This window comes from Kitasatospora sp. NPDC056327 (assembly GCF_042261735.1).
Lineage (GTDB): Bacteria > Actinomycetota > Actinomycetes > Streptomycetales > Streptomycetaceae > Kitasatospora.
The window spans coordinates 20,488-46,889 of record NZ_JBHJRC010000005.1 but is presented as its reverse complement, the minus strand read 5'-3'; the positions used below and the strand labels follow the sequence as shown (position 1 = coordinate 46,889).

23 protein-coding genes are annotated in these 26,402 nt (G+C 76.4%); 15 read left to right on the top strand and 8 right to left on the bottom strand.

Annotated elements, in window-relative coordinates:
- Window position 1: 1 nt before the first annotated feature.
- The 4 genes from ACFCX4_RS01565 to ACFCX4_RS01550 all read left to right on the top strand — a co-directional run bounded on the left by ACFCX4_RS01565 (window position 2) and on the right by ACFCX4_RS01550 (window position 5,267).
- Window positions 2-1,936, top strand: a complete 1,935-nt coding sequence (locus ACFCX4_RS01565; RefSeq protein WP_376137927.1) for a RiPP maturation radical SAM C-methyltransferase — start codon at window positions 2-4, stop codon at window positions 1,934-1,936.
- Window positions 1,917-2,609: a DUF5825 family protein gene (locus ACFCX4_RS01560; protein ID WP_376137925.1), complete on the top strand. Its 693-nt coding sequence runs from the start codon at window positions 1,917-1,919 to the stop codon at window positions 2,607-2,609. Before ACFCX4_RS01565 ends, ACFCX4_RS01560 begins: the two co-directional genes overlap by 20 nt.
- A gap of 149 nt (window positions 2,610-2,758) precedes the next feature.
- The gene (locus tag ACFCX4_RS01555) at window positions 2,759-3,961 is read left to right on the top strand and encodes a cytochrome P450 (protein ID WP_376137923.1); all 1,203 of its coding nucleotides are present in this window, start codon (window positions 2,759-2,761) and stop codon (window positions 3,959-3,961) included.
- The gene (locus ACFCX4_RS01550) at window positions 3,951-5,267 is read left to right on the top strand and encodes an MFS transporter (protein ID WP_376137921.1); all 1,317 of its coding nucleotides are present in this window, start codon (window positions 3,951-3,953) and stop codon (window positions 5,265-5,267) included. The genes ACFCX4_RS01555 and ACFCX4_RS01550 overlap by 11 nt, the downstream gene beginning before the upstream one ends.
- A gap of 64 nt (window positions 5,268-5,331) precedes the next feature.
- Here the strand turns inward: ACFCX4_RS01550 and ACFCX4_RS01545 are convergent, their stop codons facing one another.
- On the bottom strand, window positions 5,332-5,607 hold the full coding sequence (locus tag ACFCX4_RS01545) for a DUF4235 domain-containing protein (RefSeq protein ID WP_376137919.1): 276 nt from the start codon (window positions 5,605-5,607) through the stop codon (window positions 5,332-5,334).
- A gap of 242 nt (window positions 5,608-5,849) precedes the next feature.
- Here ACFCX4_RS01545 and ACFCX4_RS01540 point away from each other — a divergent pair, with 242 nt between their 5' ends.
- From ACFCX4_RS01540 to ACFCX4_RS01490, 11 genes are all read left to right on the top strand, one after another.
- Window positions 5,850-6,020: a hydrophobic protein gene (locus tag ACFCX4_RS01540; protein WP_376137917.1), complete on the top strand. Its 171-nt coding sequence runs from the start codon at window positions 5,850-5,852 to the stop codon at window positions 6,018-6,020.
- A gap of 119 nt (window positions 6,021-6,139) precedes the next feature.
- Window positions 6,140-6,982 carry an STAS domain-containing protein gene (locus ACFCX4_RS01535; protein ID WP_376137915.1) on the top strand — a complete coding sequence of 281 codons (843 nt, stop codon included), beginning with the start codon at window positions 6,140-6,142 and terminating at the stop codon, window positions 6,980-6,982.
- On the top strand, window positions 6,979-7,356 hold the full coding sequence (locus tag ACFCX4_RS01530) for an STAS domain-containing protein (protein ID WP_376137913.1): 378 nt from the start codon (window positions 6,979-6,981) through the stop codon (window positions 7,354-7,356). Before ACFCX4_RS01535 ends, ACFCX4_RS01530 begins: the two co-directional genes overlap by 4 nt.
- Window positions 7,353-7,769 carry an anti-sigma regulatory factor gene (locus ACFCX4_RS01525; RefSeq protein ID WP_376137911.1) on the top strand — a complete coding sequence of 139 codons (417 nt, stop codon included), beginning with the start codon at window positions 7,353-7,355 and terminating at the stop codon, window positions 7,767-7,769. The genes ACFCX4_RS01530 and ACFCX4_RS01525 overlap by 4 nt, the downstream gene beginning before the upstream one ends.
- Complete coding sequence (locus tag ACFCX4_RS01520) at window positions 7,757-8,935, top strand: ATP-binding SpoIIE family protein phosphatase (protein WP_376137909.1); 1,179 nt, start codon at window positions 7,757-7,759, stop codon at window positions 8,933-8,935. Before ACFCX4_RS01525 ends, ACFCX4_RS01520 begins: the two co-directional genes overlap by 13 nt.
- Entirely contained in the window at window positions 8,932-10,788 is a 1,857-nt protein-coding gene (locus ACFCX4_RS01515) for a hybrid sensor histidine kinase/response regulator (RefSeq protein WP_376137907.1), read from the top strand. The genes ACFCX4_RS01520 and ACFCX4_RS01515 overlap by 4 nt, the downstream gene beginning before the upstream one ends.
- Window positions 10,782-12,443: a SpoIIE family protein phosphatase gene (locus tag ACFCX4_RS01510; RefSeq protein ID WP_376137989.1), complete on the top strand. Its 1,662-nt coding sequence runs from the start codon at window positions 10,782-10,784 to the stop codon at window positions 12,441-12,443. The genes ACFCX4_RS01515 and ACFCX4_RS01510 overlap by 7 nt, the downstream gene beginning before the upstream one ends.
- 36 nt (window positions 12,444-12,479) lie before the next feature.
- Window positions 12,480-12,836: an anti-sigma factor antagonist gene (locus ACFCX4_RS01505; RefSeq protein WP_376137905.1), complete on the top strand. Its 357-nt coding sequence runs from the start codon at window positions 12,480-12,482 to the stop codon at window positions 12,834-12,836.
- A 250-nt stretch (window positions 12,837-13,086) separates the two neighbouring features.
- A complete protein-coding gene (locus ACFCX4_RS01500; RefSeq protein ID WP_376137903.1) occupies window positions 13,087-14,763 on the top strand; it encodes a PP2C family protein-serine/threonine phosphatase in 1,677 nt (558 codons plus the stop codon).
- The gene (locus ACFCX4_RS01495) at window positions 14,760-15,824 is read left to right on the top strand and encodes a B12-binding domain-containing protein (RefSeq protein ID WP_376137901.1); all 1,065 of its coding nucleotides are present in this window, start codon (window positions 14,760-14,762) and stop codon (window positions 15,822-15,824) included. The genes ACFCX4_RS01500 and ACFCX4_RS01495 overlap by 4 nt, the downstream gene beginning before the upstream one ends.
- Window positions 15,821-16,186 carry an STAS domain-containing protein gene (locus ACFCX4_RS01490; protein ID WP_376137899.1) on the top strand — a complete coding sequence of 122 codons (366 nt, stop codon included), beginning with the start codon at window positions 15,821-15,823 and terminating at the stop codon, window positions 16,184-16,186. The genes ACFCX4_RS01495 and ACFCX4_RS01490 overlap by 4 nt, the downstream gene beginning before the upstream one ends.
- Before the next feature lie 30 nt (window positions 16,187-16,216).
- On the opposite strand, the gene ACFCX4_RS01485 is transcribed toward ACFCX4_RS01490, so the two are convergent.
- The 7 genes from ACFCX4_RS01485 to ACFCX4_RS01455 all read right to left on the bottom strand — a co-directional run bounded on the left by ACFCX4_RS01485 (window position 16,217) and on the right by ACFCX4_RS01455 (window position 26,351).
- On the bottom strand, window positions 16,217-17,845 hold the full coding sequence (locus tag ACFCX4_RS01485; RefSeq protein WP_376137897.1) for a thiopeptide-type bacteriocin biosynthesis protein: 1,629 nt from the start codon (window positions 17,843-17,845) through the stop codon (window positions 16,217-16,219).
- Window positions 17,846-17,922: 77 nt separating this feature from the next.
- On the bottom strand, window positions 17,923-19,983 hold the full coding sequence (locus ACFCX4_RS01480; RefSeq protein ID WP_376137895.1) for a TOMM precursor leader peptide-binding protein: 2,061 nt from the start codon (window positions 19,981-19,983) through the stop codon (window positions 17,923-17,925).
- Entirely contained in the window at window positions 19,980-21,812 is a 1,833-nt protein-coding gene (locus ACFCX4_RS01475) for a hypothetical protein (RefSeq protein ID WP_376137893.1), read from the bottom strand. The genes ACFCX4_RS01480 and ACFCX4_RS01475 overlap by 4 nt, the downstream gene beginning before the upstream one ends.
- Window positions 21,809-23,074 (bottom strand): lantibiotic dehydratase C-terminal domain-containing protein, encoded by a 1,266-nt coding sequence (locus ACFCX4_RS01470; protein ID WP_376137891.1) that lies wholly within the window; start codon window positions 23,072-23,074, stop codon window positions 21,809-21,811. Before ACFCX4_RS01470 ends, ACFCX4_RS01475 begins: the two co-directional genes overlap by 4 nt.
- Window positions 23,055-25,829 (bottom strand): lantibiotic dehydratase, encoded by a 2,775-nt coding sequence (locus ACFCX4_RS01465; RefSeq protein WP_376137889.1) that lies wholly within the window; start codon window positions 25,827-25,829, stop codon window positions 23,055-23,057. Before ACFCX4_RS01465 ends, ACFCX4_RS01470 begins: the two co-directional genes overlap by 20 nt.
- Before the next feature lie 112 nt (window positions 25,830-25,941).
- Window positions 25,942-26,124 (bottom strand): thiazolylpeptide-type bacteriocin, encoded by a 183-nt coding sequence (locus ACFCX4_RS01460; protein WP_376137887.1) that lies wholly within the window; start codon window positions 26,122-26,124, stop codon window positions 25,942-25,944.
- Between the two features lie 44 nt (window positions 26,125-26,168).
- Window positions 26,169-26,351 carry a thiazolylpeptide-type bacteriocin gene (locus ACFCX4_RS01455; RefSeq protein WP_376137885.1) on the bottom strand — a complete coding sequence of 61 codons (183 nt, stop codon included), beginning with the start codon at window positions 26,349-26,351 and terminating at the stop codon, window positions 26,169-26,171.
- Window positions 26,352-26,402: the final 51 nt, after the last annotated feature.

Sequence of the window (26,402 nt, the reverse complement as noted above, 5' to 3'; positions counted from 1 at the left end):
CATGCGTATCGTCCTGCTGCACATGCCCTGGGGCGCGATCGACGTGCCGTCGCTGGCGCTCGGGATCCTGCACACCGCCGCCGCACGGGCCGGCCACCGGGTCGACGTGCGGTACGCCAACCTGGACTTCGCGGACTGGGCGGCCGCGACCGCGGGCTTCGGTGTGGACGACTACCAGTACTTCTCCGAGAAGTCCTACTTCCAGGGCGCGGGCGACTGGGCCTTCGCCGGCGCGCTGTACGGCGACGACGGCGGGGACCCCGGGGACGGCACGGACGGCGGGGACGGCGGTGCCGCGGCCTACTTCGGCTACCTGGCGGCCAACGGCGCGAGCGAGCAGGAGATCGCGCTGACGCGGTCCACCCGCGCCATCGCCCCCGTGTTCGTCGCCCGCCTGGTCGAGGAGCTCGCCGCCGACCCGCCGGACCTGGTCGGCTTCACCACCACCTTCCAGCAGAACACGGCGAGCCTCGCCGCCGCCCGGCTGCTCAAGGAGCGCTGCCCGCAGGTGCGCACGGTGTTCGGCGGCGCGAACTGCGACGGCCCGCAGGGCGCCGCGCTGCACCGCAACTTCCCCTTCCTGGACTACGTGGTGCGGGGCGAGGGCGAGGCCGCCTTCCCGGCCCTGCTGGCCGCCCTCCAGGACGGCGGCGACCTCTCCGCCGTACCCGGCCTCTGCTGGCGCGACGGCGCCGGGGCGCCGACGGCCAACGCGATGACCACCCGCCCGCTGCCTCCGGCGGCGATCCTGGCGCCCCGCTACGACGGCTTCTTCGAGCGGCTCGACGCCTCGGTCGCGGCCGGCTGGGTCGATCCCAAGCTGGTCGTCGAGGGCTCCCGGGGCTGCTGGTGGGGCGAGAAGCACCACTGCACCTTCTGCGGGCTCAACGGCTCCTCGATGGAGTTCCGCTCCAAGCCGCCGGCGGACTTCCTCACGGAGGTGCTGGCGCTCGCCGAGCGCCACCAGCTGCTGGACGTCTACGTGGTCGACAACATCCTGGACATGGGCTACTTCGACACCGTCCTGAAGTCGCTGGCCGAGCTCCCGGTCGACCTGCGGCTGCACTTCGAGATCAAGGCGAACCTGCGCCGCCACCAGTTCCAGCTGCTCGGCGACTCGGGCGCGGCCCAGGTGCAGCCAGGCATCGAGAACCTCAGCACCCGGGTCCTGCGGATCATGGACAAGGGGGTCACCGGCTGCCAGAACGTCCGCGCGCTGCGCGACGCGCAGAGCGCCGGGGTCTCGGTGACCTGGAACTACCTCTACGGCTTCCCGGGCGAAGGGCCCGAGGACTACGAGCCGGTGATCGACCAACTGCCGCTGCTGCACCACCTGGACCCGCCGACCGGCGCCGGGCGGATCGCGATCGAGCGGTTCAGTCCGTACTTCGACCGTCCCGAACTCGGCTTCGCGATCACCCGGCCGGCCTTCCAGTACCGCGCGACCTACCGCCTGCCGGAGAGCGAACTCAACGAACTGGCCTACGTGTTCACCGCGCCGCCGCGCGGAATCGGCGGCGGGCTCGCGGAGCGGCTGGGCGAGGCGGTGGACACCTGGCAGGAGCGGTTCCCCGACAGCCGGCTCACCCACCGGGACGAGGGCGGACGGATCGTGCTCGTCAACACCCGGCCCGGGTTCGACTGGCGGGTGACCGAACTGACCGACCCGGTGGAGCTCGCCGTCTTCCGGCTGCTCTCCCAGCCCCGCTCGGCCGCCGCGCTGGCCGCCAGGACCCCCGGCGGCGCCGCGGCGGTCGCCCCGGTGCTGGAACGGTTCACCGCGCTCGGCCTGCTGTTCCACGACGGGGACGGCTACCTCCAGGTCGCCGTCGAGTCCGACAACCAGGTGCTGATGCGGATGCAGCACCGGCACGGCCCCGCCGGGGACGTCCGCCCCAGCACCGAGGAGGTGCCCGATGCCGTCACGACCGGCTGATCCGGCCGGGCCGGCCGTACCGGCCGACCCCGCCGACTGGAGCGCGGCCGCCCCGGAGGCCGAGCTCTGGCTCGACTACGACCCCGCCGCCCGGGACCTGCCCGGCTTCGCGCTCGGTCACCGCGTCCTGGCCGGCCCGGCGCAGACGGAGATCACCGCGCTGCACCGCGCCGGGGTCCGCTGCCTGCGGCTGACCGGACCCGTGCGGCTCTGTGCGGACGCCCCGGCGGCCTCCGCCCGGGCACTGATGCTGCTGCGCGAGGCGACCGGGCAGGGGCTGGCGGTGCTCTGGCGGGCGGAGTGCACGGACGGGTGCGCGGCGCGGCGCCGCTTCCACCACCTGTACCCGCCCGAGGGGATCACCGGTGCCCCGCCGGAGGTCGTGGCCGACTGGCGCGCCACGTACTACCCGAGCAAGTGCGTGTTCCGGCGCGGCCCCGGCTTCGTCGAGGTGCGCGACCGCCGGTTCGGGACGCTGGAACTGTTCACCGTCGACGAGCCGGGGCACCTGGCGCAGGTGGACGCGCTGGCCGAGGGCGTCGGGACGGACCTGCTGCCGGACGCCGTCCGCCGGGACTTCGCCGAGGCCGGTCTGATCGCCGAACAGGCGGGCCGGGCGTGGTTCCTGCCCATGCGGGTGCGGCGCTGGCCCTTCCCGTCGCTGACCGTGTAGCCGCGCGGGGCCGCCGCCGGCCGCCGCCGTCTCCGCTTCCGTCTTCGCTTCCGTCTTCGAGTTCCGCCGCCGAGTCCGCGAGTTCCCGAGTCCGCGAGTCCGCGAGTCCGCGAGTTCCCGAGTCCGAGTCCGAGTCCGAGGAGAGATCCATGACCAGCGCGGTCGACGACGCCGCCGCGCGGATGTCCGCCTTCATCCGCGACCCCTACCCCACGCTCGCCCGGATCCGGGAGGCCGGCGCGGTCTCCGTCGTGGAGTTCGGCGAGGGCCTGCCGGTCTACCTGGTGACGCGCCACGAGGACGTCCGGGCCGCGCTGACGGACCCGCGCTTCGGGCAGGACGTCCGCCGCAGCCAGGCCATCGCGAGCGGACGGGGCTCCGCCCTGACGCTGGGCTCCGAGGTCGTCCACATGCTCAACAGCGACCCGCCGGACCACACCCGGCTGCGCCGCCAGATCCAGGGCGTCTTCACCCGCCGCCGGGTCGACGGGATGCGGCCGCTGGTCGAGCGGATCGCGGGGGACCTGCTGGACGGGCTGCGCGGCCGGGAGACCGCCGACCTCGTGACGGACTTCGCCTTCCCGCTGCCGATCATGGTCATCTGCGAGCTGCTGGGCTTCCCCCCGGAGGACATGCAGGCCTTCCGCACCTGGTCGACCGCGATCCTCACGCAGGGCGGCGACCTGACCTTCGGCCAGGCCACCGCCGAACTGAACGACTACCTGCGGGAGCTGATGAAGGCCCGGCGCTCCGAGCCGCGCGCGGACGTCCTGACCGACCTGGTGCGGGCCCGCGACGCCGGCGAACTCACCGAGGAGGAGGTGTTCTCGATGGTCTTCCTGCTGCTGATCGGCGGCCACGAGACCACCGTCAACCTGCTCGGCACCGCGGTCCTCGCGCTGCTCCACCACCCCGACCAGCTCGCCTGGCTGCGCGCCAACCCGGCGGCGATGCCGGTCGCGGTCGACGAGTTCCTGCGCTACGAGTCCCCGGTGAGCATGGCCACCCTCCGGTTCACCAACGCCGACGTGATGGTCGACGACGTGGAGATCCCGGCGGACGAACTGGTGCTGCTCTCGCTCGGCGCCGCCAACCGGGACCCGGCCCGCTTCACCGACCCCGACCGGCTGATCCTCGACCGGGGCGACCCGGGGCACCTGGCCTTCGGACAGGGACTTCACCGCTGCCTGGGGTCCTTCCTCGGCAAGCTGGAGAGCGAGGTCGCGCTGACCGGCCTGCTGGAGCGCTTCACGCGGATCGAACTGGCCGCCGCGGAGGAGACCCTGCCCTGGCGCAACACGATCATGCTGCGCGGCCTGGAGTCACTGCCGGTCACGCTCGATGGCCGGTAGCGCGGAGGACGGCAGGACCGGCGGGGGAGGCAAGCACCCGGGGGGCGAGCACGCGGGCGGGACCCGGGTGGCCGGCGCTGCGGGGCGGGCGCGCTTCCGCCCCCGGATCGGCCTCGCGCCGCTGCGCTCGCGCGGCTACCGGCTGCTGGTGATCGGGCAGGGCACCTCGGAGTTCGGCAACGCGTTCCAGGTGGTCGCCCTGCCGATGCTGGTCCAGGCCCTCGGCGGAGGCCCCCGCCGGCTGGGCCTGGTGGTCGCCGCCTACGGCGCGGGGCGGCTGGCAGCCACCCCGCTCGGCGGGATCCTCGCCGACCGGTTCGGCGCCCGGCGGGTGATGCTGGCGGCCGACCTCGGCCGGCTGCTCGCCACCGTCGGGCTGTGCGCGGCCGCGGCCGGCGGGGCGGCGGACTTCCGGCTGATCGGCGCTCTCGCCCTGCTGGTGGGCGTCGGCGCGGGGGTGTTCCTGCCGGCCGCCTGGGCGATCACCCCGACCCTGCTGCCCGCCGGGGACCTGCACGCCGGCAACGCGCTGAACAGCACGGTCACCTTCGGCGCCGGGCTGCTCGGCCCGGCCGTGGCGGGCCCGCTGGTCGCCTGGCTGGACCCCGCCGCCGCCCTGGGTCTGGACGCGGCGACCTTCGCCGTGTCGGCCGTGACACTGCTGCTGATCGGGCGTGCCGACGTCACCGCCCCGCCCCGGCCGATCTCCGAACGGGCCTCCGTGCCACGGAACCTCGGCGCCCTGCTGCGGGAGTCACCGCTGCTGCGCGCGGTGCTGACGGTGACGGTGGTCGCGAACCTGACGGTGGGCGGCGCCACCCGGGTCGCCCTGCCGGCCCTGGCCACCGACGACCTCGCCGCCGGCGCCGTCGGCCTGGGCGTGCTGCTGGCCGCGTTCACCGGCGGCGCGCTGGTCGGCGGCCTGTTCGCGGCCGGTCTCACCGAGGCCGGTTCCCGGGGCCGGACGGCGATGCTCTCCGGACTCGTGATGGGCGCGGCGATCGGCCTGACCCCGTTCACGGGTCTGGCCGGCGCCGTCCCGCTGCTCTTCCTGGCCGGCGCCGCCGCCACCGTGACCAACGTCCTCGTCGTCACCGGCGTCCAGCGGAGCACACCGCCCGCCCTGCTGGCCCGGGTGATGGCCGCCGTCACCTTCTGCGCGCTCGGGGTCTTCCCGCTCTCGGTCGTCGCGGCCGGCGCGGCGGTTCAGGCGTTCGGGAGCCGGGCCGTGTTCGCGGCGACCGGACTCTGCCTGCTGGCCGCCTTCGGCTACGCGCTGACCCGGCGCGAGATGCGCGAGCTGTAGGCGCCGGGGCCCCGCGGCCACGTGGTTCCGCGGCGCCGGGCCCCGGCGGGCACCGCGGGAGCGGTCAGTGACCGCCGCCCGGCCAGTGGCCGGTCACCCGTCGCACGGCGACCGCCCCCGACCGGTCCACGGCGGCCTTGACCAGCGCGAACACCGCGCCCTGCAGGGCGGCGGCGGCCAGGACCTCCCGCCAGCCCCGTTCCTCGTCGGTCGCGCTCGGTGCGTCCTCCTCACGTCCCACGAGCTTCCACACCTGTTTGAACGCCTGTCCGGCGAGCACACCGCCGAGCGCTCCCACGAGCATGCCGACGGGCTTGTGGACGAGTCTTCCCACGGACATCGGACAGCCTCCTCCTGCTGATGCGGATCCGGCTCGCGGATGCCCCGGGCAGGAGCGGGCAAACCGGTGCGAATCGCCCCGGGCCCGGCCTCCCGGGCCGCCTGTCCGGCCTCCCGGCCCGGGCGCCGGTCCGCCGTGCGCGAGCCGTGGGCGAACGAATTCCGATCCCTGTGCATACTCTCCGCCGTTCGGGGCAATCGCAGGCCGCTCGTACGAAGTGACCTCTGGAGAAGGAGAGACGCATGCTCGGCCTGGTGCTCGTCCTGTTGCTCGCGCTGCTGCTGTTCGGCGCGGGTTTCGCGGTCAAGGTGCTGTGGTGGGCCGCAGTGCTGGTGCTCGCCTTCTGGTTGATCGGATTCGTCGCCCGCGGCACCAACGCGTCCGGCGGGCGTGGTCGCTGGTACCGCTGGTGACCGCGGTCCGCCCGCGCGGGGGTCCGGTCGACGGGCCCCCGCGCGGGCGGTCGCAGCCCGGCGCCCCAGGGATGCCGGGCAGAGAAGTCGGACATGCTCATGATCAAGGAGAACGCCTGATGGCGGTGAAGGGTTCGTCCGAGCGGCTCGTGGAGCTGCTCACCCGGGACGACGCGGTGCAGGGCCAGTGGGTCGAGACGGTCGCCGCGGCCCTGCGGGGCCGGATCAGCCGCGCCGAGGTGGCGCGCGAGCTGACGGAGCTCTCCCGGGCGCTGGCGCAGGCCCTGGAGCAGAGCGGCCTGGACTGGGAGGGCGAGGGGTACTCCGAGGTGCGGGCGCTGCTCGTCGAGCTGTCCCGCACCCGGGCGCGGCACGGCCTGAGCCCGAGCGAGACCGCCACGAGCGTGTTCGCCTGCAAGGACGTGCTGGCGCCGACCGCGGACAGCTCCGCCGAGGACATCACGGCCTACCTCCAGCTGGCGCGGCTGCTCGACGCCCTGGGCCTCTACACGATCGAGGCCTACGCCCGCACCCGTGAGGAGATCATCAGCGCGCAGGCGGAGCAGCTCCTGGAGCTGTCGACACCGGTGGTCAAGCTGTGGGAGGGCGTGGTCGCGGTGCCGCTGGTCGGCACCCTCGACTCGGCCCGCACCCAGGTCGTGATGGAGAAGCTGCTGCAGAGCCTGGTCGACTCGGGCTCGGAGTACGCGATCATCGACATCACGGGCGTGCCCGCGGTGGACACCGAGGTGGCCCAGCACCTGCTGAAGACGGTGGTCGCGGCCCGTCTGATGGGCGCGGAGTGCACCATCTCCGGCATCCGCCCGCAGATCGCCCAGACCCTCGTCGCGCTCGGCGTCCAGTTCGGCGACATCGTCACCAAGGCGACCCTGGCCGACGCGCTGCGGCATGTCCTTCAGCTGGGCGGCGTCCGGCAGCCCGCGTTCGGCGGCGAGAAGTGACCGAGCGCGTCCCCGTGCTGAAGCTCGGCCAGGTCCTGCTGGTCTCCATCCAGATCGACCTGGAGGACCAGACGGTCCTCGACCTCCAGGACGACCTCGCCGAGCGCATCGTGGCCACCGGTGCCGGCGGGGTCGTCATCGACATCACCGCCCTGGAGATCGTCGACTCCTTCGTGGGACGGATGCTGGCCAACACCGCCGCCATCTCACGGATGCTGGACGCGGAGACCGTGGTGGTGGGCATGCGGCCGGCGGTCGCGATCACCCTGGTCGAGCTCGGGCTCTCGCTGGGCGGCGTGCGCACCGCGCTGACCCTGGAGAAGGGCCTCGCCCTCCTCGAACGCGACCGCACCGCGCGTGCGGGCCGTCCATGACCGGCCCCGCGGCGGGGGAGGAGTTCACGGTCCCGATCGTGTCGACCGACGACGTCGTCCGGGCCCGGCAGACCGTCCGGACCGCCGCCCAGCAGTGCGGGCTCTCGCTCGTCGACCAGACGAAGCTCGTCACCGCCGCCAGCGAACTGGCCCGCAACACCCTCGTCTACGGCGGGGGAGGGGTGATGGTCTGCACCGTGGCCCGGCGCGAGGGGCGGCTCGGCGTCCGGGCGGTCTTCGAGGACCGCGGACCGGGCATACCCGACCTCGGCCTGGCCCTGACCGACGGCTGGACCTCGGGCGGCGGCCTCGGCCTGGGCCTGAGCGGTGCCCGCCGGCTGGTGGACGACTTCGACCTCGACAGCGAACCGGGCGTCGGCACGAAGGTCTCGGTGACGAAGTGGGCACGGTGAGCATCCCCCTCTTCGAGTGCGAGGACGCGCTCTGGTTCCGGCACGCCGAATCCCTCCCCGCCGCGGCCCGCAGCGCGGCGGGCGAGCTGTCGCACCGCATCGGGCTGCGGCCCGAACGGATCGCCGAGGTCTGCCTCGCGGTGAGCGAGGCGGCGACCAACCTGCGCCGCCACGCCGTGGACGGCGCGATGCTGCTGCGCGTGGTGCGCACCGAGTCCGAGGCGGCTCTGGAGTTCGTGACGGTGGACAGCGGGCCGGGGATGTCCGACATCGCCGGCGCGCTGGCCGACGGCTACTCCTCCGGGGGCACCCTGGGCATCGGTCTCGGCGCGATCGTCAGGCTGGCCGACGCGTTCGACGTCCACTCGGCCGCCGGGCGGGGGACCGTCCTGACCGCGCGCTTCTGGAACCGCACCCCCGGCGGCCGGCTGGCCGCCGCCGCGGGGGAGCCGGCCGCGGCGGGCATCACCCGGCCGATGAGCGGTCAGGACCTGTGCGGCGACGCCTGGGCGGCCCGTGCCGTCGGGCCCGCCGCCCGTACCCCGCAGGAGAGCCCGAGGCGGGTGTCGAGCCGGCCCCCGGGCCTGGACTGGGCGACCCTGACCAGCCGGAGCCCGCGGCCGGACGCGCTCGCCCCGCTCCCCTCCCCGCCGGTCGACGACGCCCTCCTGCTGATGTTCTGCGACGGGCTCGGGCACGGGCCGCTGGCGTTCAGAGCCGCGGCGGACGCCGTCGCGGCCTTCCACGCCAGCTCCGCGCACACCCCGGAGGCCGTCCTGGCCGACATCCACCGGGCCCTGCGGTCCGGCCGCGGCGGCGCCGTCGCCGTCGCCCTCGTCGAGCCGGCCGCCCGCCGGCTGGCCTTCTGCGGCGTGGGCAACGTGAGCGCCTTCGTCGTGGACGCCGACGCCGGCACCCGGCGGGCCCTGCCGTCCGCCCCGGGCATCGTCGGTCACCAGCTGCCAGCGCTGCACACCGTCGGCCACGACCTCGCGCCGCGCAGCGCGGTCGTCGTGCACTCGGACGGCCTGACCGACCGCTGGCAGGCGGCGGCCGTCCCCGGGCTCCTGTCCCACCCGCCGGCCACGGCCGCCGCGCTGCTGCTGCGCGAGGCCGGGGTGCGCCGGGACGACGCCGGGGTACTCGTGGCGAAGGGCCTGTGGTGAGCACTCCGAGCGGCGACGTGCCGAGGGACGACGTACCGGTGGACGACCCGCCGGCGGACGTCGTGCCGACGGGCGACGCGACGATCCGGCTGGGCACGGTCACGATAGCCACCACGCAGGACACCTTCGCCCTGCGGCGCAGCGGCAAGGCGGTCGCGGAGACCCTGGGCTCCGACGGCCAGGACGCCGTCCGGCTGGCCACCGCCCTGAGCGAACTCAGCCGTGACCTGGTCGGCGCCGACCGGCTCACCGCGGACTTCGACCTGCGGCCGGGCCCGGAGCCCGTCCTGCACGTCACCCTGAGCTGGCGGGACGGGCCGGGCCCCGCCGCCGCGGCACTGGACGCCTCCGCCCGCCTGCTGCCCACCTCCCACCGCACGGTCGGCCGGAGCGGCCGGGTGCGGATCGAGCAGCGGCCGACGGCACCGCCCGTCGAACTCGCCGAGCGGAGCACGAAGGCGGCCCGGGTGCTGGCGGCCCACAGCGGATCGACCGCCCTGGAGGACGCGCACGCCCAGACCCGGGACCTGATCGCCGCACTGGAGCAGACCCGGGCCCAGGGCGAGGACCTGCGGCGTCTGAACGACGAACTGGAGGAGACCAACCGCGGAGTCCTCGCCCTGTACTCGCAGCTGTCCGAGGAGCTGGAGGAGACCAACCGCGGCGTCGTCGCCCTCTACGCCGAACTGGACGAGAAGTCGCGCCAGCTCCGGGAGGCCAGCGAGGCGAAGACCCGGTTCTGGGCCAACGTCAGCCACGAACTCCGCACGCCGGTCAACGCGGTCGTCGGCCTCGCCGAGCTGCTCCTCGCCGACGCCGACGCGCCGTCCGAGGTGCGCGGGCACCAGCTCTCGCTGATCGCCGACTCCGGCCGCACCCTGCTCGCCCTCGTCGACGAACTGCTGGACGTCGCGAAGGCGGAGGCCGGCAACCTCGAACCCGCCCTGGCCCCACTGGACCTGAGGGCGGTGCTCGTCCACCTGGAGGACACCCTGCGCGGCCTGGCGGCCCCCGGTGTCACGCTGACCATCACGCCCCCCGACGGGCTCGGCCCGGTGCTCGGCGACGAGACGATGCTCGTGCGCATCCTGCGCAACCTCCTCTCCAACGCCCTCAAGTTCACCGCGACGGGATCCGTCCGCCTGGACACCGACGTGGCACGGCCCCCGGGCGCCGAGGAGCCCGGACGGCTCGTCCTGACCGTCACCGACACCGGCGTCGGCATCCCGGCCGACCAGCAGGAACACGTCTTCGAGGAGTTCTACCAGGTCAAGGGCCCGCACCAGCGGGGCCGCTCCGGCACCGGCCTGGGGCTGCCCTACGCCAGGCGCCTGACCGAACTCCTGGGCGGCACGCTGCGCCTGGAGAGCGAGCCGGGGCGCGGCACCGTCATCACGGTGTGCCTCCCCCTCCACCCGGCGCCCGCCGGCCCGGTGGCCCCCGCCCGGCTGCCCGTGCTCGTCACGGTCGACGACGACCCCGCCTTCCGGGCCGTCCTCAAGCCGCTGCTGCACCGGATCGCCGACGAGGTCGTCGAGGTCGCCGACGGCCGCGACGCGCTCGCCGCCGTCCGGCAGGCCCGGCCCGACGGGATCGTCCTCGACCTGCACATGGACGAGGTCGACGGCTACGAGGTCCTGGCCCGGCTGCGGGCCGACCCGGCGCTGCGGCACATCCCCGTCGTCGTCGTCACCTCCGAGAGCCTGGACAGCACCGACCGCACCCGGCTCGGGCACGCCCGCGCGGTGCTCCACAAACCGACCCTCACCAGCGGCCGGCTCGCCGCGGCACTGTCCGCCGAGCGGGCCGTGCCCCCGCCCCGCCGACCCACCCCCCACGAGGACGGATCGTGACCAGTACCACCTCCGACGCCGCCCCCGCCGCCGTCCTGGTCCTCGACGACAACGACACCACCCGCTACATCGTCGGCAGCTGGCTCCGGCGGGCCGGGCACACCGTCGTCGAGGCCCGCGACGGCACCGAGGCGCTGGCCCTGCTGGACCGCACACCGGCCGACACGCTGCCCGAACTCGCGGTCGTCGACGTCCAGCTGCCCGACATGACCGGATTCGAGGTGTGCGAGCGGATCAAGGACCGGCCGCGGACCGAGGCGATGCCGGTCATCCACATCTCGGCCACCGCGATCCTGGCCAGCGACCGCACCCAGGGGCTGCACCGGGGCGCGGACGCCTACCTCACCGAGCCGATCGACCCGGCCGAGCTCCAGGCCACCGTCACCGCCGTCCTGCGCTACACGCGGGCGCGCAGACGGGCCGAGCGGCTCGCCGCCCGGGTCGCCGCGCTGCACCGCAGCACCCTCGCCCTCTACGGAGCCCCCGACGCGGACGCCCTCGTCACCGCCGCCGCACTCGGCGCGATCGACCTCGGCGCGGCCCGCGCCACCGTGATCGTCCAGGGGCCGCAACAGGACGCGCTCCACCTCGCGCACTGCCGGCCGGAGCCGCCCACCGGGGCCCGCACACCGGACCCGGACCGTTCCGTACGGCTCCTGGAGGCCCCGCCCGCCCTGCTCGACGCCGTCGCCCACCACACCCTCGGCGACGCCGGCGGCACCGGCTCCACCGTCCTGACCGCCGCCGAGTGGCAGGACGCGCTCACCGGCAACGGCCTCCCCGACGAGCCGCCGCCCGCCGGGGAGGTCGGGCTCTTCGTCGCCCGGACCAAGCCGGGCCGCCCGCTGGTGGCCCTCGCCGTCGACGCCCGGGCCGGCGCCGGACTGGACGAACGCCGGCTGCTCTCCCAGCTCACCCAGGCCGCCGCCCTCGCCCTGGAGGCCATGCGCAGTCAGGCCGAGGAACACGCCCTGGCGCTCACCCTGCAGCGCAGCTTCCTGCCCGCCCGGCTGCCCGCCGTCCCCGGCGTCGACCTCGCGGTGCGCTACGAGCCGGCCTCCGCCCGCAGCGAGATCGGCGGCGACTTCTACGAGGCCATCGAGACCCCCGCCGGCCTCCTGATCGCCATCGGCGACGTCGCAGGCCACTCCCTGGAGGCCGCCATGGCGATGGGTGAGCTGCGCCACGCGCTGCGGGCCTACGCCATCGAGGGGCACGACCCGCGGACCCTGCTGCGCCGCCTGGACGCCCTCCTCGTCCAGCTCCGGCCGGGCACGACCGCCACCGTCTGCCTCGTCCTGATCGACCCGGACCGCCGGCGGATCCACGTCGCCAACGCGGGCCACCTGCCACCCCTGCTCAGACTGCCCGACGGGACCACCCGCTACCTCACCGAGCACGGCATCCTGCTCGGGCTGGACATGCCCCAGCCGGCGGCGGTCTCCCACGCGACCCCGCCGGGCAGCATGCTGCTGCTCGTCACCGACGGCCTCGTCGAGGTGCCCGGCGAGGACCTCGACAGCGGACTGGAGGAACTCCGGGACACCGTGGCCGCCGTCCCGCCGGGCCCGGACGCCGTCGGCGACCTGCTGCTCTCCGCCTTCGCCAAGTCCCGGACCGACGACGTGGCCCTGCTCGTCGCCCACCTCCACTGACCGGCCAGCCGACCCCGACCACCGCACGGAGCACAGGTGCCCGACTACACCCTGACCATCGAGGTCCGCGCCCACCCCGGCGGGGTGACCGTCATCGCGCTTGCCGGCGAACTCGACTACCACACCGCGCCGCGGCTGCGCCGCACCGTCGAACGGACCCCCGGGGAACTCCCGCTCGTCCTCGACCTGGCGCGGCTGCGGTTCTGCGACTCGATCGGCGTGGCCGAACTCCTCTCGGTGCTCGGACGGACCCGGAGGCTCGGCACCTCCGTGGCGCTGGTGGGGACCACCGCCGAGGTCGGCCGGCTGCTCGCCATCACCGGCATCGACGGCCTCCTGCCCACCTACGGCACCGTGGACGGGGCGGCCGACGCCCTGCGCCCCGGCGGGTGAGCCGCCCGGGGGCGGTACCGCACCGGGGCGGCACCGGCCCGTCCCGCGGGCCCGTGCGCCCACCGGTCCGCGGTGGCCGGACACCGCCCGTGAGCCCCGTCGGCCCGCGTTCGGGTAGGTTCTGTGTACCGGACGTGAGGCCGGTTCGTGGACGCTCCCGGGCGGCTTGCATCCCCCGGACGGATGCGGGACGGTTGCGGACGGCATCTTTTTTCCTAGCGCAGGAAGGTGGTGGGGCGCGCACTGCGGCGTGCCCCTGCCCGTGTTCGTTGCTCCCGGTTCCCCCACCCGCCCCGCTCTACCCTCCGGTGCCGACGTCGCGGTCGGCGAGACCTGGGAGGCATCCCCCCAGCCCGTCCTGATCGTGGACCGGCACGGCACGCCCGTGCGCGGAAACCGGGCCGCCCTGGCGGTCCTGGCCGGCGGTACGGACGGCGGCCTGCCCGGGTGGCTGGCCGAGGCGCACCGGCGGGTGGTGGACGCATCGGGCGGCGCACCGACCGGCGGCGCGCCGGCGGGGCCGTTCTCCGGGAGGGTCGGGGACCGGCTCGTCGAGGCCCACCCGACGCTCACGGCCGGCGGAACCGTGGTGTGGTGGCTCGTCGACGACACCGACCGGCGGCTGGCCGAGGCGGCGCTGCGCGACGCGCGGGAGCGGACCGGCGTCCTGGCGGAGGTCTCCTCGACCCTGCTCTCGACCCTCAACGTGCCCCGGTGCATGGAGCTGGCCGCCGGCATGGCCGCCGCGCACCTGTCCGAGGCGGCGGTCCTGGTCGCCCCCGCGCAGGGCCGCAACCACCCGCTGACCCACGCCCTGCGGGGCGGCCCGGTGCTGCGGACCGCCCGGCCGATCGACCCGGGTGGCGTCCCGGGGCTGAGCGAGGCGCTGAAGGGCTTCCCGCCGGTGCCGGCGCGGTGGATCGATGCCGCGAGCCTGCCGGACTGGGTGGTCCCCGACGGGTTCGAGGGCGCGGTCGGCTCGGTCATCGTCACCCCGCTGCCCGGGCACGGGGTGCCGGCGGGCGCGCTCATCCTCCTGCGTTCGAGCACTGAGCAGGCGTTCTCCGAGGGCGAGGAGGTCTTCGCCAGGCTGTTCGCCGCCCGGGCCGGCGCCGCCCTGTCGGCCGCCCGCCTCTACACGGAACAGGCGACCGTCACGGCGACCCTGATGCGCGAGCTGCTCCCGCCGGTGCTCCACCGGGTGCACGGCGTGGACTACGCGGGCGGCTACCGCACGGCGAAGGACCACGAGCGCATCGGCGGCGACTTCTACGACGTCCACCCGGGTGCCGACCCCGACCGCGAGACCCTGGTCGTCCTCGGGGACGTCGCGGGGAAGGGCCTGGAGGCCGCGGTGCTGACCGGGAAGATCCGCAACACCCTGCACGCCCTGCTGCCCCTGGCGGACGACCACCACCGCGTCGTCGAACTCCTCAACGGCGCGCTGCTCGGTTCCCACCACGGCCGTTTCGCCACCCTCGTGCTGGCCTCGGTGGACTCCCGCGGCGGCCGGACCGCCCTGCGGCTGACCTCCGCCGGACACCCGCCGCCGCTTGTCGTGCGCGCCGACGGCCGGGTGGAGGAGGTGCCCACGCGCGGAACCCTGGTCGGCGCGCTGCCCGTGGTGCGCACCCGGACGGCGGAGACCGTCCTGGAGCCGGGCGACACCTGCCTGCTCTACACCGACGGGATCACCGAGGCCCGCGGCGGACCGATGGGTGACGAGCTGTTCGGCGAACGCCGCCTCCGCAAGGTGCTCGGCGAGTGCGCGGGCATCCCGGCGGAGGCGGTGGTGGAACGCGTGCAGATGGTCGCTGCGCAGTGGCTGGGCACCGGCCGCCACGACGACATGGCCACCGTCGCCATCAGCGCCCCGAGGACGCTCGCCCCGCACGGCGGCCGGCCGGCCGGAAGGAACGGCGGGTGAACGCCGCCGACGTGCTGGCCGGACTGTGGGCGGCCGCGGTCGGCGGTGACGAGTACGGCGCCGTCGACCTGCTGCGCACCGCGCTGGACGCCGGGATCGACGAGGAGACACTGCTGCTCGACGTGATCGCGCCGGTGCAGCTCAGGGTCGGCGCGGAGTGGGCGGCGGGCCGCCTCACCGTCGCCCAGGAACACGCCGTCACCGCGATCAACGAACGCGCCATGGCCGCCATCGCCCACCACGAGCCGCACCCCCCGCGCGCGCCGGCCGGTTCCCGGGGCCGGGTCACCGTGAGCTGTGTGGACGGCGAGTGGCACGCCCTGCCGGCCCGCCTGGTCGCCGAGACGCTGCGCCTGCGCGGCTGGCGGGTCGACTTCCTCGGGGCCCGGACACCCACCTCCCACCTCATCGCCCACCTGCACCGCACCGACCCGGACGCCGTCCTGCTGTCCGTCTCGATCCCCGTCCACCTGCCGGCCGCCCACACCGCCATCACCGCGTGCCAGGCCATCGGGGTTCCCGTCATGGCGGGCGGCGGTGCCTTCGGCCCCGGCGGCCGCTACGCCCGGGCGCTGGGAGCGGACCGCTGGGCGGCGGACGCCCGGGAGGCGGCCGACGCGCTGGAGGCCGGTCTGACGCGGCCCTCGCCCGCGGCCATCCGCCAGGTCGTGGACGACCTCCCGCACCTGGCCGACCAGGAGTACTCCATGGTCACCCAGGCGCGCGGGCAGCTCGTCAAGCAGACCCTGACCGGTCTGGAGGGCCGCGCCCCCGGGGTGGGCGGGTACAGCGAGGAGCAGCGGGAGCGCACCGCCGAGGACGTCGCCCACATCGTCGACTTCCTGACCACCGCCCTCTACGTCGACGACCGGGAGCTCTTCACCGGGTTCCTGCTCTGGACCGCGGACGTCCTCGCCGCCCGCGGCGTGCCCGGACGCTCCCTGAGCACCTGTCTGGACGTCCTCGCCGAGCAGCTGTACGACTTCCCCCGCGCGCTCGCCCTGCTCGGGCAGGGCACGGCGGCGCTGGACGCCCGCTCCGTCCCGGGCCCCCGCGGGTGACCGGCCCGCCGCCCTCCGGGCTCACCGTCACGGTCGACGACACGCCGGGCGCGCTCACCGTGCACGTGGCCGGGGAGCTGGACTACGACACCAGCGGCGAACTCCTCGACGCCGTCACCGGCCGCCTCGCCCGCGGTGTGGCGCCGTCGGGCGGGGTGCGGCTGGACTTCGCCGGGCTGACCTGGATCGACTCCTCGGGCCTGTCCGCGCTGATCGTGATCCACCGCCGTGCCGGCGAGGCCGGTGCGGCGCTCCACCTGGACAACCGTCCGGGCGTGATGGAGCGGGCCCTCCACCTCACGGGCCTCCTGGAGCACCTGACCGCCCCGCGGTCCGGTGGTCCGGCCGGTCCGCCCGGCTGACGGCGGGTCCGGGTCGGTCCCGGCCGGGGTTCAGGGCGTGGCCGGGCGGCCCAGCGGGAGGAGGTACTGGATCGGCTCGTCGAGGTCGTCCAGGGCCAGGAGTTCGTGGGCGAGGTCGTCGAAGAGACCGCCCAGCGGCGTGGTGCCGAGGCCGAACGCGGTGGCGGTCAGGAGAAGGTTCTGGGCGAGGTGCCCGGTCTCGACGAGGCCCAGGCGCAGCGCGCGCAGGCCGTAGCGCTGCCGCAGCCGGGCGAGGTCGAGGTGGATCGCGAGGACGGCCGGCGCCTCGTCGGCGATCAGCGACTGGGGGTCCGAGGCCGGGCGGGAGAGGTAGTAGGACAGCGCCTTGAGCTGCTCGGGCTCGGGCGCCGGGCCGATCGGGCGCAGACAGCGCAGCTCCGGGACGCAGTGGTAGGTGCCGGCGGGCAGGCCGTCGACGGCGAGGGCGAGCAGCCGCACCCGCACCGCGCGCATGCCGCCCGCGCTGGGGTAGGGCCGGTCGCCGGTGGGGCGGTTGGGCGCGCAGGCGGACCAGAGCAGACCGCCCACCTCGCCCGCGGTGAGCGGACCGGTCAGCCGGCCCCGTACGGAGCGGCGGGCGAGCAGCGCGTCGGCGAGGGGGACGGCGGGCAGCGGGTCGGCGGGCAGCGGGACGTCCACCGGCGAGGGCCGCGGCACCTCCAGGGGCGGCACCTCCGGCAGCGCGGTGTCCTCGGGGCGCCCGATCTGGAACTTGCTGCGCTCCAGGTACTGACGGTCCGGGGCGTCCGCCCCCTCGGGGAAGAAGTCGAACGGCGGGTCCGTCTCCAGGAGCGTCCGGCCGGCGAGCCGGCAGACCGCCCGCTCCTCGTCCGGGCCGACGCCCAGCCGGTTGAACAGCATGTGCAGCTGGGAGGCCCACACCCAGAGCAGCCGTTCCTCGGACGCCTCCGGCGCCTCGAACCGCATCCGGCCGGCGGCCTCCATGACCGAGGCGAACCAGTCGCTGAGCCAGGGCTCGGCCGTGTCGGTGTCGAGCGCCGTGCGCAGCGCGGTGGCGCGCCGGGCCAGGCTCTGCCGCTGCCGGGCGAACACCGTGTTCACCCGGCTGTGCACGGCGGCCCCGGGGAGCGGCCGGAACTCCGTCACCCAGCGCCAGGACGCGGAGTGGCGCCGCAGCCAGCGGGCGGCGGTCAGCTCGTCCATGCCCAGGCCGTGGGCCGTGGTGTGCGCCAGGTCCAGGGCGAGCGGCAGCCGGGCGGCCCCGTCCGGGCCGAGGGTGCGCAGGGCCCCGACGGCGGTCCGGGTCGAGCGGGCGAAGAGCTCCTCGGCGACCGGCAGCAGCCCGCGGCCGCCGTAGCGCTCGGTCTCCGGCTCGTACCGGACGGCGGTGACCTCCCCGTGCCGGGCCGTCCACGGACCGTCCGGCGGGGTGCGGCGGGCCGCGAGCCGGCCGAGCTCCTTGGTGAGGGTGTGCGCCTGTCCGCCCGTTCCCCGGAAGCGGATCCGCAGGTGCGGGCCGCCCTCGCCGTAGCGGATGAAGAACCAGTCGGCGCCCTCGCGCCGGTCCATCAGCGGGGCGAGGTCCTCGGTGACGAAGGCGTCGGTCTCGTGGGCGGGCAGCGGCAGGGCCAGGTGCAGGCTCTGCCAGGGGGCGTTCGGCAGCTGTGGGGTCGTCATCGCGTCCTTCCCGGACGGCAGGGGGAACGGTCGGGGGATCGGGCCGGCCCGGAGCGGGCCCGGACCGGGGCGGCGGGTCAGGGGAACGGGTGCGGGTGCAGCGGCAGTTCGTCGTGGCGCAGCGGGCGCGGGGTGCGGCCCAGCCGGTACGGGACCTCCAGCAGGCGGGGCAGGCCGTGGGTGCGCCGGTTGGCCTCGCCGAAGGTCATCGGGAGCGACCCGGGCACGATCACCTTGACGCAGTACAGCCCGAGCCGTTCGCGCACGCCGGGCTCGTCCTGGCGGACCACCACGACCTCCAGCCCCTCCGCGGCGAGGTGCCGGACCGTCCGCTCCAGCAGCGCCGTCAGGTCGCCCACCGGCTCGGGCGCGCCGGGCCAGCGCTCCTGCCACGGCACCGGGGGCGGGCCCGCGAACAGGAAGTCCAGCCGGGGCTGCGCCTCGGGCAGGGTGTTGACGCCGACGTGGTCGTCCAGCACCTCCACCAGCTCGGGCCGCTCCAGCATGGCGCGCAGCCGCTGCGGGTCGCGGGCGCCGCCGTCGGTGGCCGGGCGGCGCGGCGCGTCCTGCACGTTGGTGACCACCTCGGCGACGGCGGAGCGGATCGCCGTCCGCGGGTCGTGGTGGGCCCCGGCGGCCAGGAAGACCCGCGGCGCCCCGGGGTGCGTGCCCCGGTAGCGGCAGAGCGCGAGGACGGACGGGACGCCCAGGTCGTTGGTGGCGTCGAGCAGGGTCAGGCGGTAGCCGAGCAGGGCCGCCCGGTCGGCGAGTCCGGCCGTCTCCGGGTCGTCCAGGGGGACGGTGACGGCGGGCAGCGGGGTGCGCGCGTACCAGGCCATCAGGAAGGCGTCGCGTTCGGCGATCTCGAACAGGCCGTACAGCGCGGCCTCCTCCGGGCTGTTGCCGAGGCCGCAGCCGTTGGACGACTCGTGCGCCACCCGGGGGCGGTCGCGGCCCGGCGGGTCCCAGTAGGCGAGGTGCTCGGGGACGGCGACCGGACGCCGGTGGGTGAGGGACCAGCCGTGCACCCAGTCGAGTTCCAGCTCCGGGGTGTAGGGGACGGTGGTCCGGGAGGGGTGGTGGCCGGGGTCGGGCAGCCCGAGCCGGACCGGGTCGAGGACGGCCCCGGGTCCGCGCGCGGCGACCAGGGCGGCGCAGGAGGCGCGCAGGTCGGTGCGGCGGCCGAGCGGACGCATGCCCGCGAGCCGTTCCACGCTCTCGAAGAGCGCCACGCGTTCGCTGGAGCGGAAGTCCGTCGAGCGTCCGTAGCCGCCGTCGTCCCCGACCCGGCCGTCGGTGACCAGGGCGGTGGTCAGGGCGAAGGCGGAGTCCTCGGTGCGGTAGAGGCGGCGGACCGGGCCGAAGCGCTCGTCGTGCAGTTCGGCGCGCAGCCGTTCGGCGGTGGAGCGGTCGTTGGGGCCGCGCAGCGTTGCGGGGTCGGGCAGCGGGCGGGGTCCGGTGGGCAGGCGGGAGGCTTCCGGGGTGTCGGCGGGGAGCGGGTGGCAGACGGGGCAGCCGCCGACCGGGCGGACCCGGTGGGTGGACCAGGTGGCGCGGTCGCCGTGGACCACGTGGACGGTGGCGTGGGTCGGGGTGGCCGCGGGGCCGGTCGCTCGGGTGGCGCCGGCCGCTTCGGGCGCTTCGGCTGCTTCGGTGGCCTCGGCCGCGAGGTCGGCGGCCAGGGCGAGGACCGCCTCGGAGAAGGCCGGGGTGCCGGTGCCGGCGAGGGCCAGGGTCGGGCTCTGCCAGGGCACCCGGCCGCCGGCGGTGGCGAGCCGCTGGAACTCGGTGCAGCTCAGGCAGGCGGGCGCCCCGGGGTGGAGGACGGGTCCGACGACGGTCAGCGCGCCGTCCTCGCGCACCGGCACCAGCCGGACGGGGTGCGCCAGGGCGTGCCGGCCGAGTTGTTCGGCGAGGCCGAGGCTCCAGTCGGTGAGGTGGACGACGGCGGTGCCGGCGGTGGTCGCCAGGGCCTGTTCGGGGCCGAGGACGGGCAGTTCGGGGAGGGGCGGTTCGGGGTCGGCCGTTGCGGGGTCGGCCATTGCGGGGTCGGGCGGCGCGGGCTCGGCCGATGCGGGGCCCGACGGCGCGGTGGCGAGGGCGGGCGGTTCGAGGACGGGCGGTTCGAGGGCGGTCACCGGTGGTCTCCCAGGGTCACGAGGACGGTGAACCCGCAGCCCGCCAGGGCCCGGGCCAGCGGCCGGGCGGCGGCGGTGCCGGGCCGCCAGGGGGCGGTGCGCAGCCCGGTCAGCCCGGTCAGCGCGTGCTGGAGGCCCGCCTCCCGGTCGGCCAGGCCGGCGAGCCAGCGGCCGGTCCAGCCCTCGTCCACCCAGTCGGGGAGCTGCCGTCCGGCGGCGGCCAGCGGTGCGGCGGAGCCGTCGAACGCGGTGCGGTGGACGGCGGCCGGGCCGAGGTCGTCGGCGGCCCGCCGGGTGAGGGCGGCCAGGGCGGCCACGGCGACCGCGTCGGCGGCGGTGGCCTCGACGGCGCGGCTCCCCTCCACGGTGGCGAGGAAGGCGGTACCGGCGAGGCGGCGGACCGTGAGGGCGGCGCCGCGGCCGAGGCGCCGGGACAGCGCCGCCGTCCAGTGCCGGGCCTGCGGATGCTCGCGCCACAGCACCCCGGGCGGCGCGCCGTCGGCGGAGGCGGCGGGGAGGGCGAGGGCGGCGCGCCGCAGGGCCCGGCCGAGGGCGTGGCCGGGACCGGCACCGGCCGTGACCTGGGCGGTGGTGCCCGGGGCCGCGGAGTCCGTGCCCGCGCATCGCGGATCGACGGCCGCCAGGTGGAGTTCGACGGCCCGGACGGCGCCGGCCAGCCGGGCGAGGTCGGTCCGGACGGCCCCGGCCACCAGGAGCCCGTCCGGGATCCGGCAGCTCACCAGGGCGACGGGGAGCTGTGGGAGGTCGCCGGGGGAGGGCGCGTCGAGCACGCCGAGCCGCGGGTCGCCGAGTACGGCGATCCGGTTCAGCGCCGTTTCGAGGTCCTCGGGGGGTGCGGCGGCGGGCCCGGGGCCCGCCGCCCACGGGCGGTGCTCGGCGCGGGGCGGGCGGGCCTCGGCGACGAGGACGGCGGGGCGGCCGGCGAGCAGCCGGGGGTCGTCCGCCGGGTCTCCCGGGTCGGGCAGCCCGGCGACGGCGCACAGCAGCCGCTGGGCGGCCGCGGCGGCGAGCAGCAGCGGAAGCGTCCTCGGAGTCGGACCGCCGCTCGCGCCGGAGCCGTCGCCCGGGCGGGAGCCGGGGCGCAGGCGCTCGGTGAGCGCGGCGAGGTCGGTGCGGGTGCGTTCCGGGTCGGCGGGCGCGGTCACGAAGCCGCCGTCCGTGCCGCACCGCAGACCGACGGCCACCGGCGGTTCGCCCGCGACGGCCAGCACCTGTCCGGCGGGCAGCGAGGCGTCGGCGACGACCGTCGGCTCCGTCCCGCCCCGCGCGAGGGCGCGGGCCACCGCGCGGGCCGTCGCGCCGTCCGGGTCGGCCGAGGAGACCACCGGACGCGCGGCGGCGAGGGCGGCCACCGCGTCCCCGGGGCGGTCGGCCACCGAGCCCGGCCAGGGCGGCGGTTCGGTGCCGACGGGATGGTCGACCAGCAGGTCGTGCTCGCGCAGCCGGGCGGTGACGGTGGTCAGCGCCGCCTCCAGCTTCGGGTGCGCGGCCGCGGGCGCCGGCGGGCCCGCCGCGGGTGCCGGCGCGTCGGTTCCCGGTCCGGGCGGCTCCGCCTCCGCTCCCGGCCGGCCCGGCTCCGTCCCGGTGGCGGGCCCACCGGCGAGCCGTGCGGACAGGACCTCCCAGAGCGCCGGCAGCGCGCGGCTGCCCTCCAGGGTGAGGCTGGTGCCCCGGCCGCGCAGGTGCAGCCCCTCCCGCAGCGGGGTGACCGCCACGCCGGGGCGCAACCGCGGCCGTCCGGCGATCGGTTCGACGGTCGGCTCGGCTGCCGGTTCGGCGGCCCGTTCAACGGCCCGTTCGGTGGTCATGCCGCCCCTTCGGTCCCGGCCGCGGCCGCGGCCGGACCGAGGTGGTCCTGCCACCGGTGTCCGGTGACCGCGGGCACGGCGCGCACGACGAGGTGCGCGGCCAGGTAGCGCTCCAGCGGCCGGACGTCGCAGATCGCGAAGAGCCGGTACAGGGCGTTGGTGCCGGTCCGGTAGATCAGGTAGTCGGTGCGGCCGAACACCGTGCCGTCCGGGTCGGCGCGGGCCGTCATCCGGTGGAACTCGCTGTAACGGGTGCGCAGTTCGAAGTCCCAGCGCTCGGTGACGGCGCGGTCGCCGAGCGCGGCGGCGCGGGCCCGGTACTCCTCGCCGCGGCTCGACAGGTCGGCCCCGGCCGCGAGCAGCCGCTCGGACCGGTGCCAGGCGGTGGCGGACCAGTGCGCCCAGTCCCGCTCCCAGCCCCGGGTGTCCCCGGCGGCGACGCGGCGGACCAGCTCCGTCACCGCGGGGCCGCCGCGCTCCCAGTGCCGGTCGAAGGCGGCGCGCAGGCGTCCGTCGGGGTCCTCGTGGACGAGGAAGTCCTCCAGGTGGGAGAGGAAGGAGTAGTGGCCGCCGGCCAGTCCGTCCGGATGGGTGCTCGCGTGCGCGGCCAGCGCCGTGACCACCAGTTGGACCCGCGCCTCCGCCGTGTCGCCGTGGTCGCCGAGGAACGCGCAGGCCGAGCGGACCGCGGGCAGTCCGGCCCGCATCAGCTCGTCGCGCAGCTCCGCCGGTTCGGCCCCGAGCAGGGCCTGCAGATCGGCCTTCGCGGCCGGGTCGGCGGGCGCGGTCCGGACGGTGTTGTCCGGGACCAGCGGGCCGTACGGCGGCGCGATCAGTTCGGCCCGTCCGGCGACGGCGGCCTCGGCGAGCAGCTGCTCCCCGGTGCGGTCGGCGACCGAGGGGTGTGCGGCGACCCAGCTCCGCAGTGCCTCGGCGCACTCCCGGGCGACGGCGGCCACCCGCTCGGCCGGTCCCTCCAGCCGCAGCCGCAGGTGCGGCCCGAACCGCCAGTGCCGCTCGACGTGGGCGCGCAGTCCGCGCTCCGTCGCCAGCCCGGCCAGCGGCAGGACGGCCTCGCGCAGGGCGGGCGCCTTGGTGGGGTGGTAGTAGTACAGGAACACGTCGTGGGCGGTCGCGGTCGCGGTCGCGGGTGCCGGTCCGTCCGCGGAGCCGTCCACGGAGCCGGTCGGGGACTCGGCGGCGCCCGCGCGGACGGGTTCGGCTGCGGGCCCGCGCGCGGGCTCACTCATGGGCTCGGTCATCTTGCGGCTCCTCGGCACCGAACCGGCGGTGCGCAGGCGGGGCGGGCGGGGTGGGCGGCGCGGCGGCGGGCCGGGCCGGGCGGTAGGTCTCCGCGACGAGTTCGACCGCCCGGGTCGGCTCGTCCTGCCCACCGATCAGGGGCAGGGCCTCCTCCAGCAGGACGCCGTGCGGGTGGCGGGCCAGCCACCGGTCCAGGTGCCGGAGGTGGAGCGGGTTGCCGAGGTCGACGGGCTGGGGCTTGGGCGCCCGGAGCCGGTCGAGGAAGGTGTCGAGGGCCTGGGCGTCGTTGTCGTCGGGCCGCGTCACGGGGTGGAGGAAGAGCTGCTCGGGCAGTCCCAGGCGGGCGCGCCAGCGGGCGACGGCGGCGACCGGGACGCCGTCGGGGGCGTCCTCCGGGCAGGAGGCGGGGCCGGCGGCGAGGTCGGCCCGCAGGGCGTCGAGGACCCCGGCCGGCAGGTGCCAGCGGCGGCGGGCGAGGACGACGTGCCGGTACCGGAGCCGCGGTGTGCGGGTGACCGTGCCACCGGGCGCGGGCAGCGCCGTGCGGGGCAGCAGCGACTGCAGGACGACGACGCCGTTCGGGTGGTCCGCGAGCAGGGGGGCCAGCCGCTGCGGGAGCACGATGGGGGAGAGGAAACCCAGGTAGAGGACGTCCAGGTACTCGCCGGTGGAGCGCAGCCGGAACCGGAGGTGGTCGTCGGCGGGGTCGTGCACCAGGTCGAGGTCGGCCTCGGCGAGCGCGGACCACCGGCGGTCGGGCCCGATCTCCTCGTCCAGCAGCAGTGGGTGGAGGTTGGCGTTGAAGCCGCCCACCGGCCGGACCTGGGCGGCCCGGGCGCCGTCGCCCAGCCCGTCGCGGATCTGCCGGGCGACCTCGGCCGCGGCCCGTGGCGTGGTGCTGTCGAGGAAGCGGCTGGTGAAGCGGCCCCAGCCGCAGTAGACGTGATTGACGCACAACAGGCCCTCGGAAGGCTCCCGCTGGACGAACCAGGAGTAGCTGAGCGGCCGGGCCGCCGTCCAGGCGGGCAGCCGGCCGGCCAGCGCGCGCACCCGGTCGGCGGGCAGGACGACCTCGCCGTCCCGTTCGGGCAGGCCGGTGAACTCCGCGCGCAGCGCGGCGAGGTCCGCCGGGACCGGGACGTCCGCCCAGGCGTCGCCGATCTCGGCGCCGAACTCCCACGGCGTGGTGCACACGCCGCCGGTGCCGTAGCGGGCGACGAAGCGGTCGCGGGAGGCCAGCCTGGTCACGTGGCCGTGGTCGAACAGCTCGGCCAGCGGGGTGAGTTCGGCGAGCGCGGCACGGTCGGCCGCGCTCGGCCGGGGCTGCGGCGGGACGGCTTCGTGGACGTCCTCGCTGAGCACGTTGACCGGCAGGGTGTCCTCCGGGAGGGGCCGGCCGGCGTCGGCGAGCACCCGGCGCCAGTCGGCGGCCAGGGCGGCGAGCGCCCCCGGGCGGCGTTCGGCGGGCGCGGTCGCGTAGGCCGCGGTGTCGTCGGCGAGCTTCCGCAGGGCGCGGGCCAGCGCTGCGTCCCCGGGCCAGGAGCCGAGCCAGTCGGCGAGCCGTTCCAGCGGGTCGGGGCACTGCGGGTCGACCGGTTCGGTGGGCACCAGCAGCCCCGCGTCCAGGAGTTGGCCGACGAAGCGCCCGACCGCCGGGTCGCCGCCGGGGCGGCCGAGGGCCTCGGCGAGCCGTGCGGCGAGCCGGTCCGGCGGGTCGGGGGTCTCGGTGAGGGAGGCGAGCAGCGCGAGCTGCGGCCGGGCGCCGAGTTCCACCTCGTCCTCCTGCGCGGTCAGGTAGCGGCCGCCGACGAACACCAGCCGGGTGCGCTGGTAGTGGGCGCGGCCGGCCCCGGTCCGGGCGGCGCTGGTCATCCGGTGCGGCAGGCCGCGGGCGCGCCGGGGTTCGTCGAGCAGGGCCTGGACCAGCGCGCCGACCAGGGCCCGGTTGACCCGGACGACGGCGTGCGGCGCGGGCCCGGCCGCGCCGGTCCGCGGCCCGTCGGCCGGCTGCGCTCCGTCGGCCGGCTGCGGCCCGTCGGGGTAGTACGGCCCGTCCGGGGAGCGCTGTCCGTCCGGGGCCTGCGGCCCGTCCGCGGCCCAGCCGACGGCGGTGAACCAGGACAGCGGGCTGGTCTTGGCGGTCGCCCGCAGTGCGTGGCGCAGGACGGTGGCCTCCTCCTTGCGGGCCCTGGCCGGCCGCCCGGCGCCCGGCGCCGAGGCGTGGAGCACCGCGCGCAGCAGGTCGCCGCTGCCCAGCGCGACGGCTCGCCGGAACGCGGGCTCCCGGCAGACCGCGGCCAGCGCGGCCCGCTCGGCCTCGACCGCCGGCGGCAGGGCGCCCGCGAGGCCGCTCAGCAGCCGGGCGCGGCGCTCCCGCAGCTCCAGCCACTCGGCGAGCCGGGGCACCCTGGCGGGCAGGTCCCCGAGCCGGCCGAGCTGCGCGGCCCGCGGCGGGCGGCCGTTGTGCAGGTCCCGGCGCAGCGGCAGGACGACCCGGCGGTGGAAGTCCTCGTCGTGGCCGCCCCGGCTGGCGTAGAGGTCGTCGCAGAGTGCGGCCCGGAGGGCGTCGGCCGCTGCCTCCGCGGCGGTGAGCCGGGCCAGCAGGTCCCGGACGAGGGCGGAGGGCGCGGACTGCGCGGCCCGGGTGAGCACGGTGGCGCGCACCAGCGCGTACGCGGCGGTGGTCGCCCCACGGGGGGCGGCGGCCGGCGGCGCGGGCGCCGGAAGGGCCCGGGAGGGGGCACGGCTGGGCACGGCTGGCGACCTCCGATGGCAGGTGGGGGCACGGGGGAACCCGGCGCGTTCCACAGCGGAACGCGCCGGGTCCTGTGGTGGTTCGTTACCGCTCAGTGCCTCTGGGCGTCATTCACCAGCGCGTGGTCGGCGGGTGGATGATGCTGGAGTTGGAGGAGGAGTGGCAGGACGAGGAGGCCGGGTTGCTGGAGGCCCCGCCCTCGGGCAGCGCGATGCTGTCCCGCAGCGCGGTGACGGTCAGCTCGCCCAGGTCGAGGTCGTCGAGCAGCAGGTCGTCCTGAATGCGGTCGGACATGATGGTCTCCCTGAGTGGGTCGAAGGGACTGGGCTGACGGAACGTCAGACCAGGTCGGTGGCGGCCAGGTTGGGCTGGACGCATGACGACGAGCCCTGGCAGGAACACGAGCCGTGGGACGCGCCGTTCTCCGGCAGTGCGACGGTGTCGCGCAGTGCGGTGACGGTCAGCTCGCTCAGGTCGAGGTCCTGGAGGTCGAGACCGAGGCCGTTGGACATGTCGGGCATGACTGGCTCCCTTGGCGTGAAGGACGTGCCGGGCAGAGGTGCGACATGAGT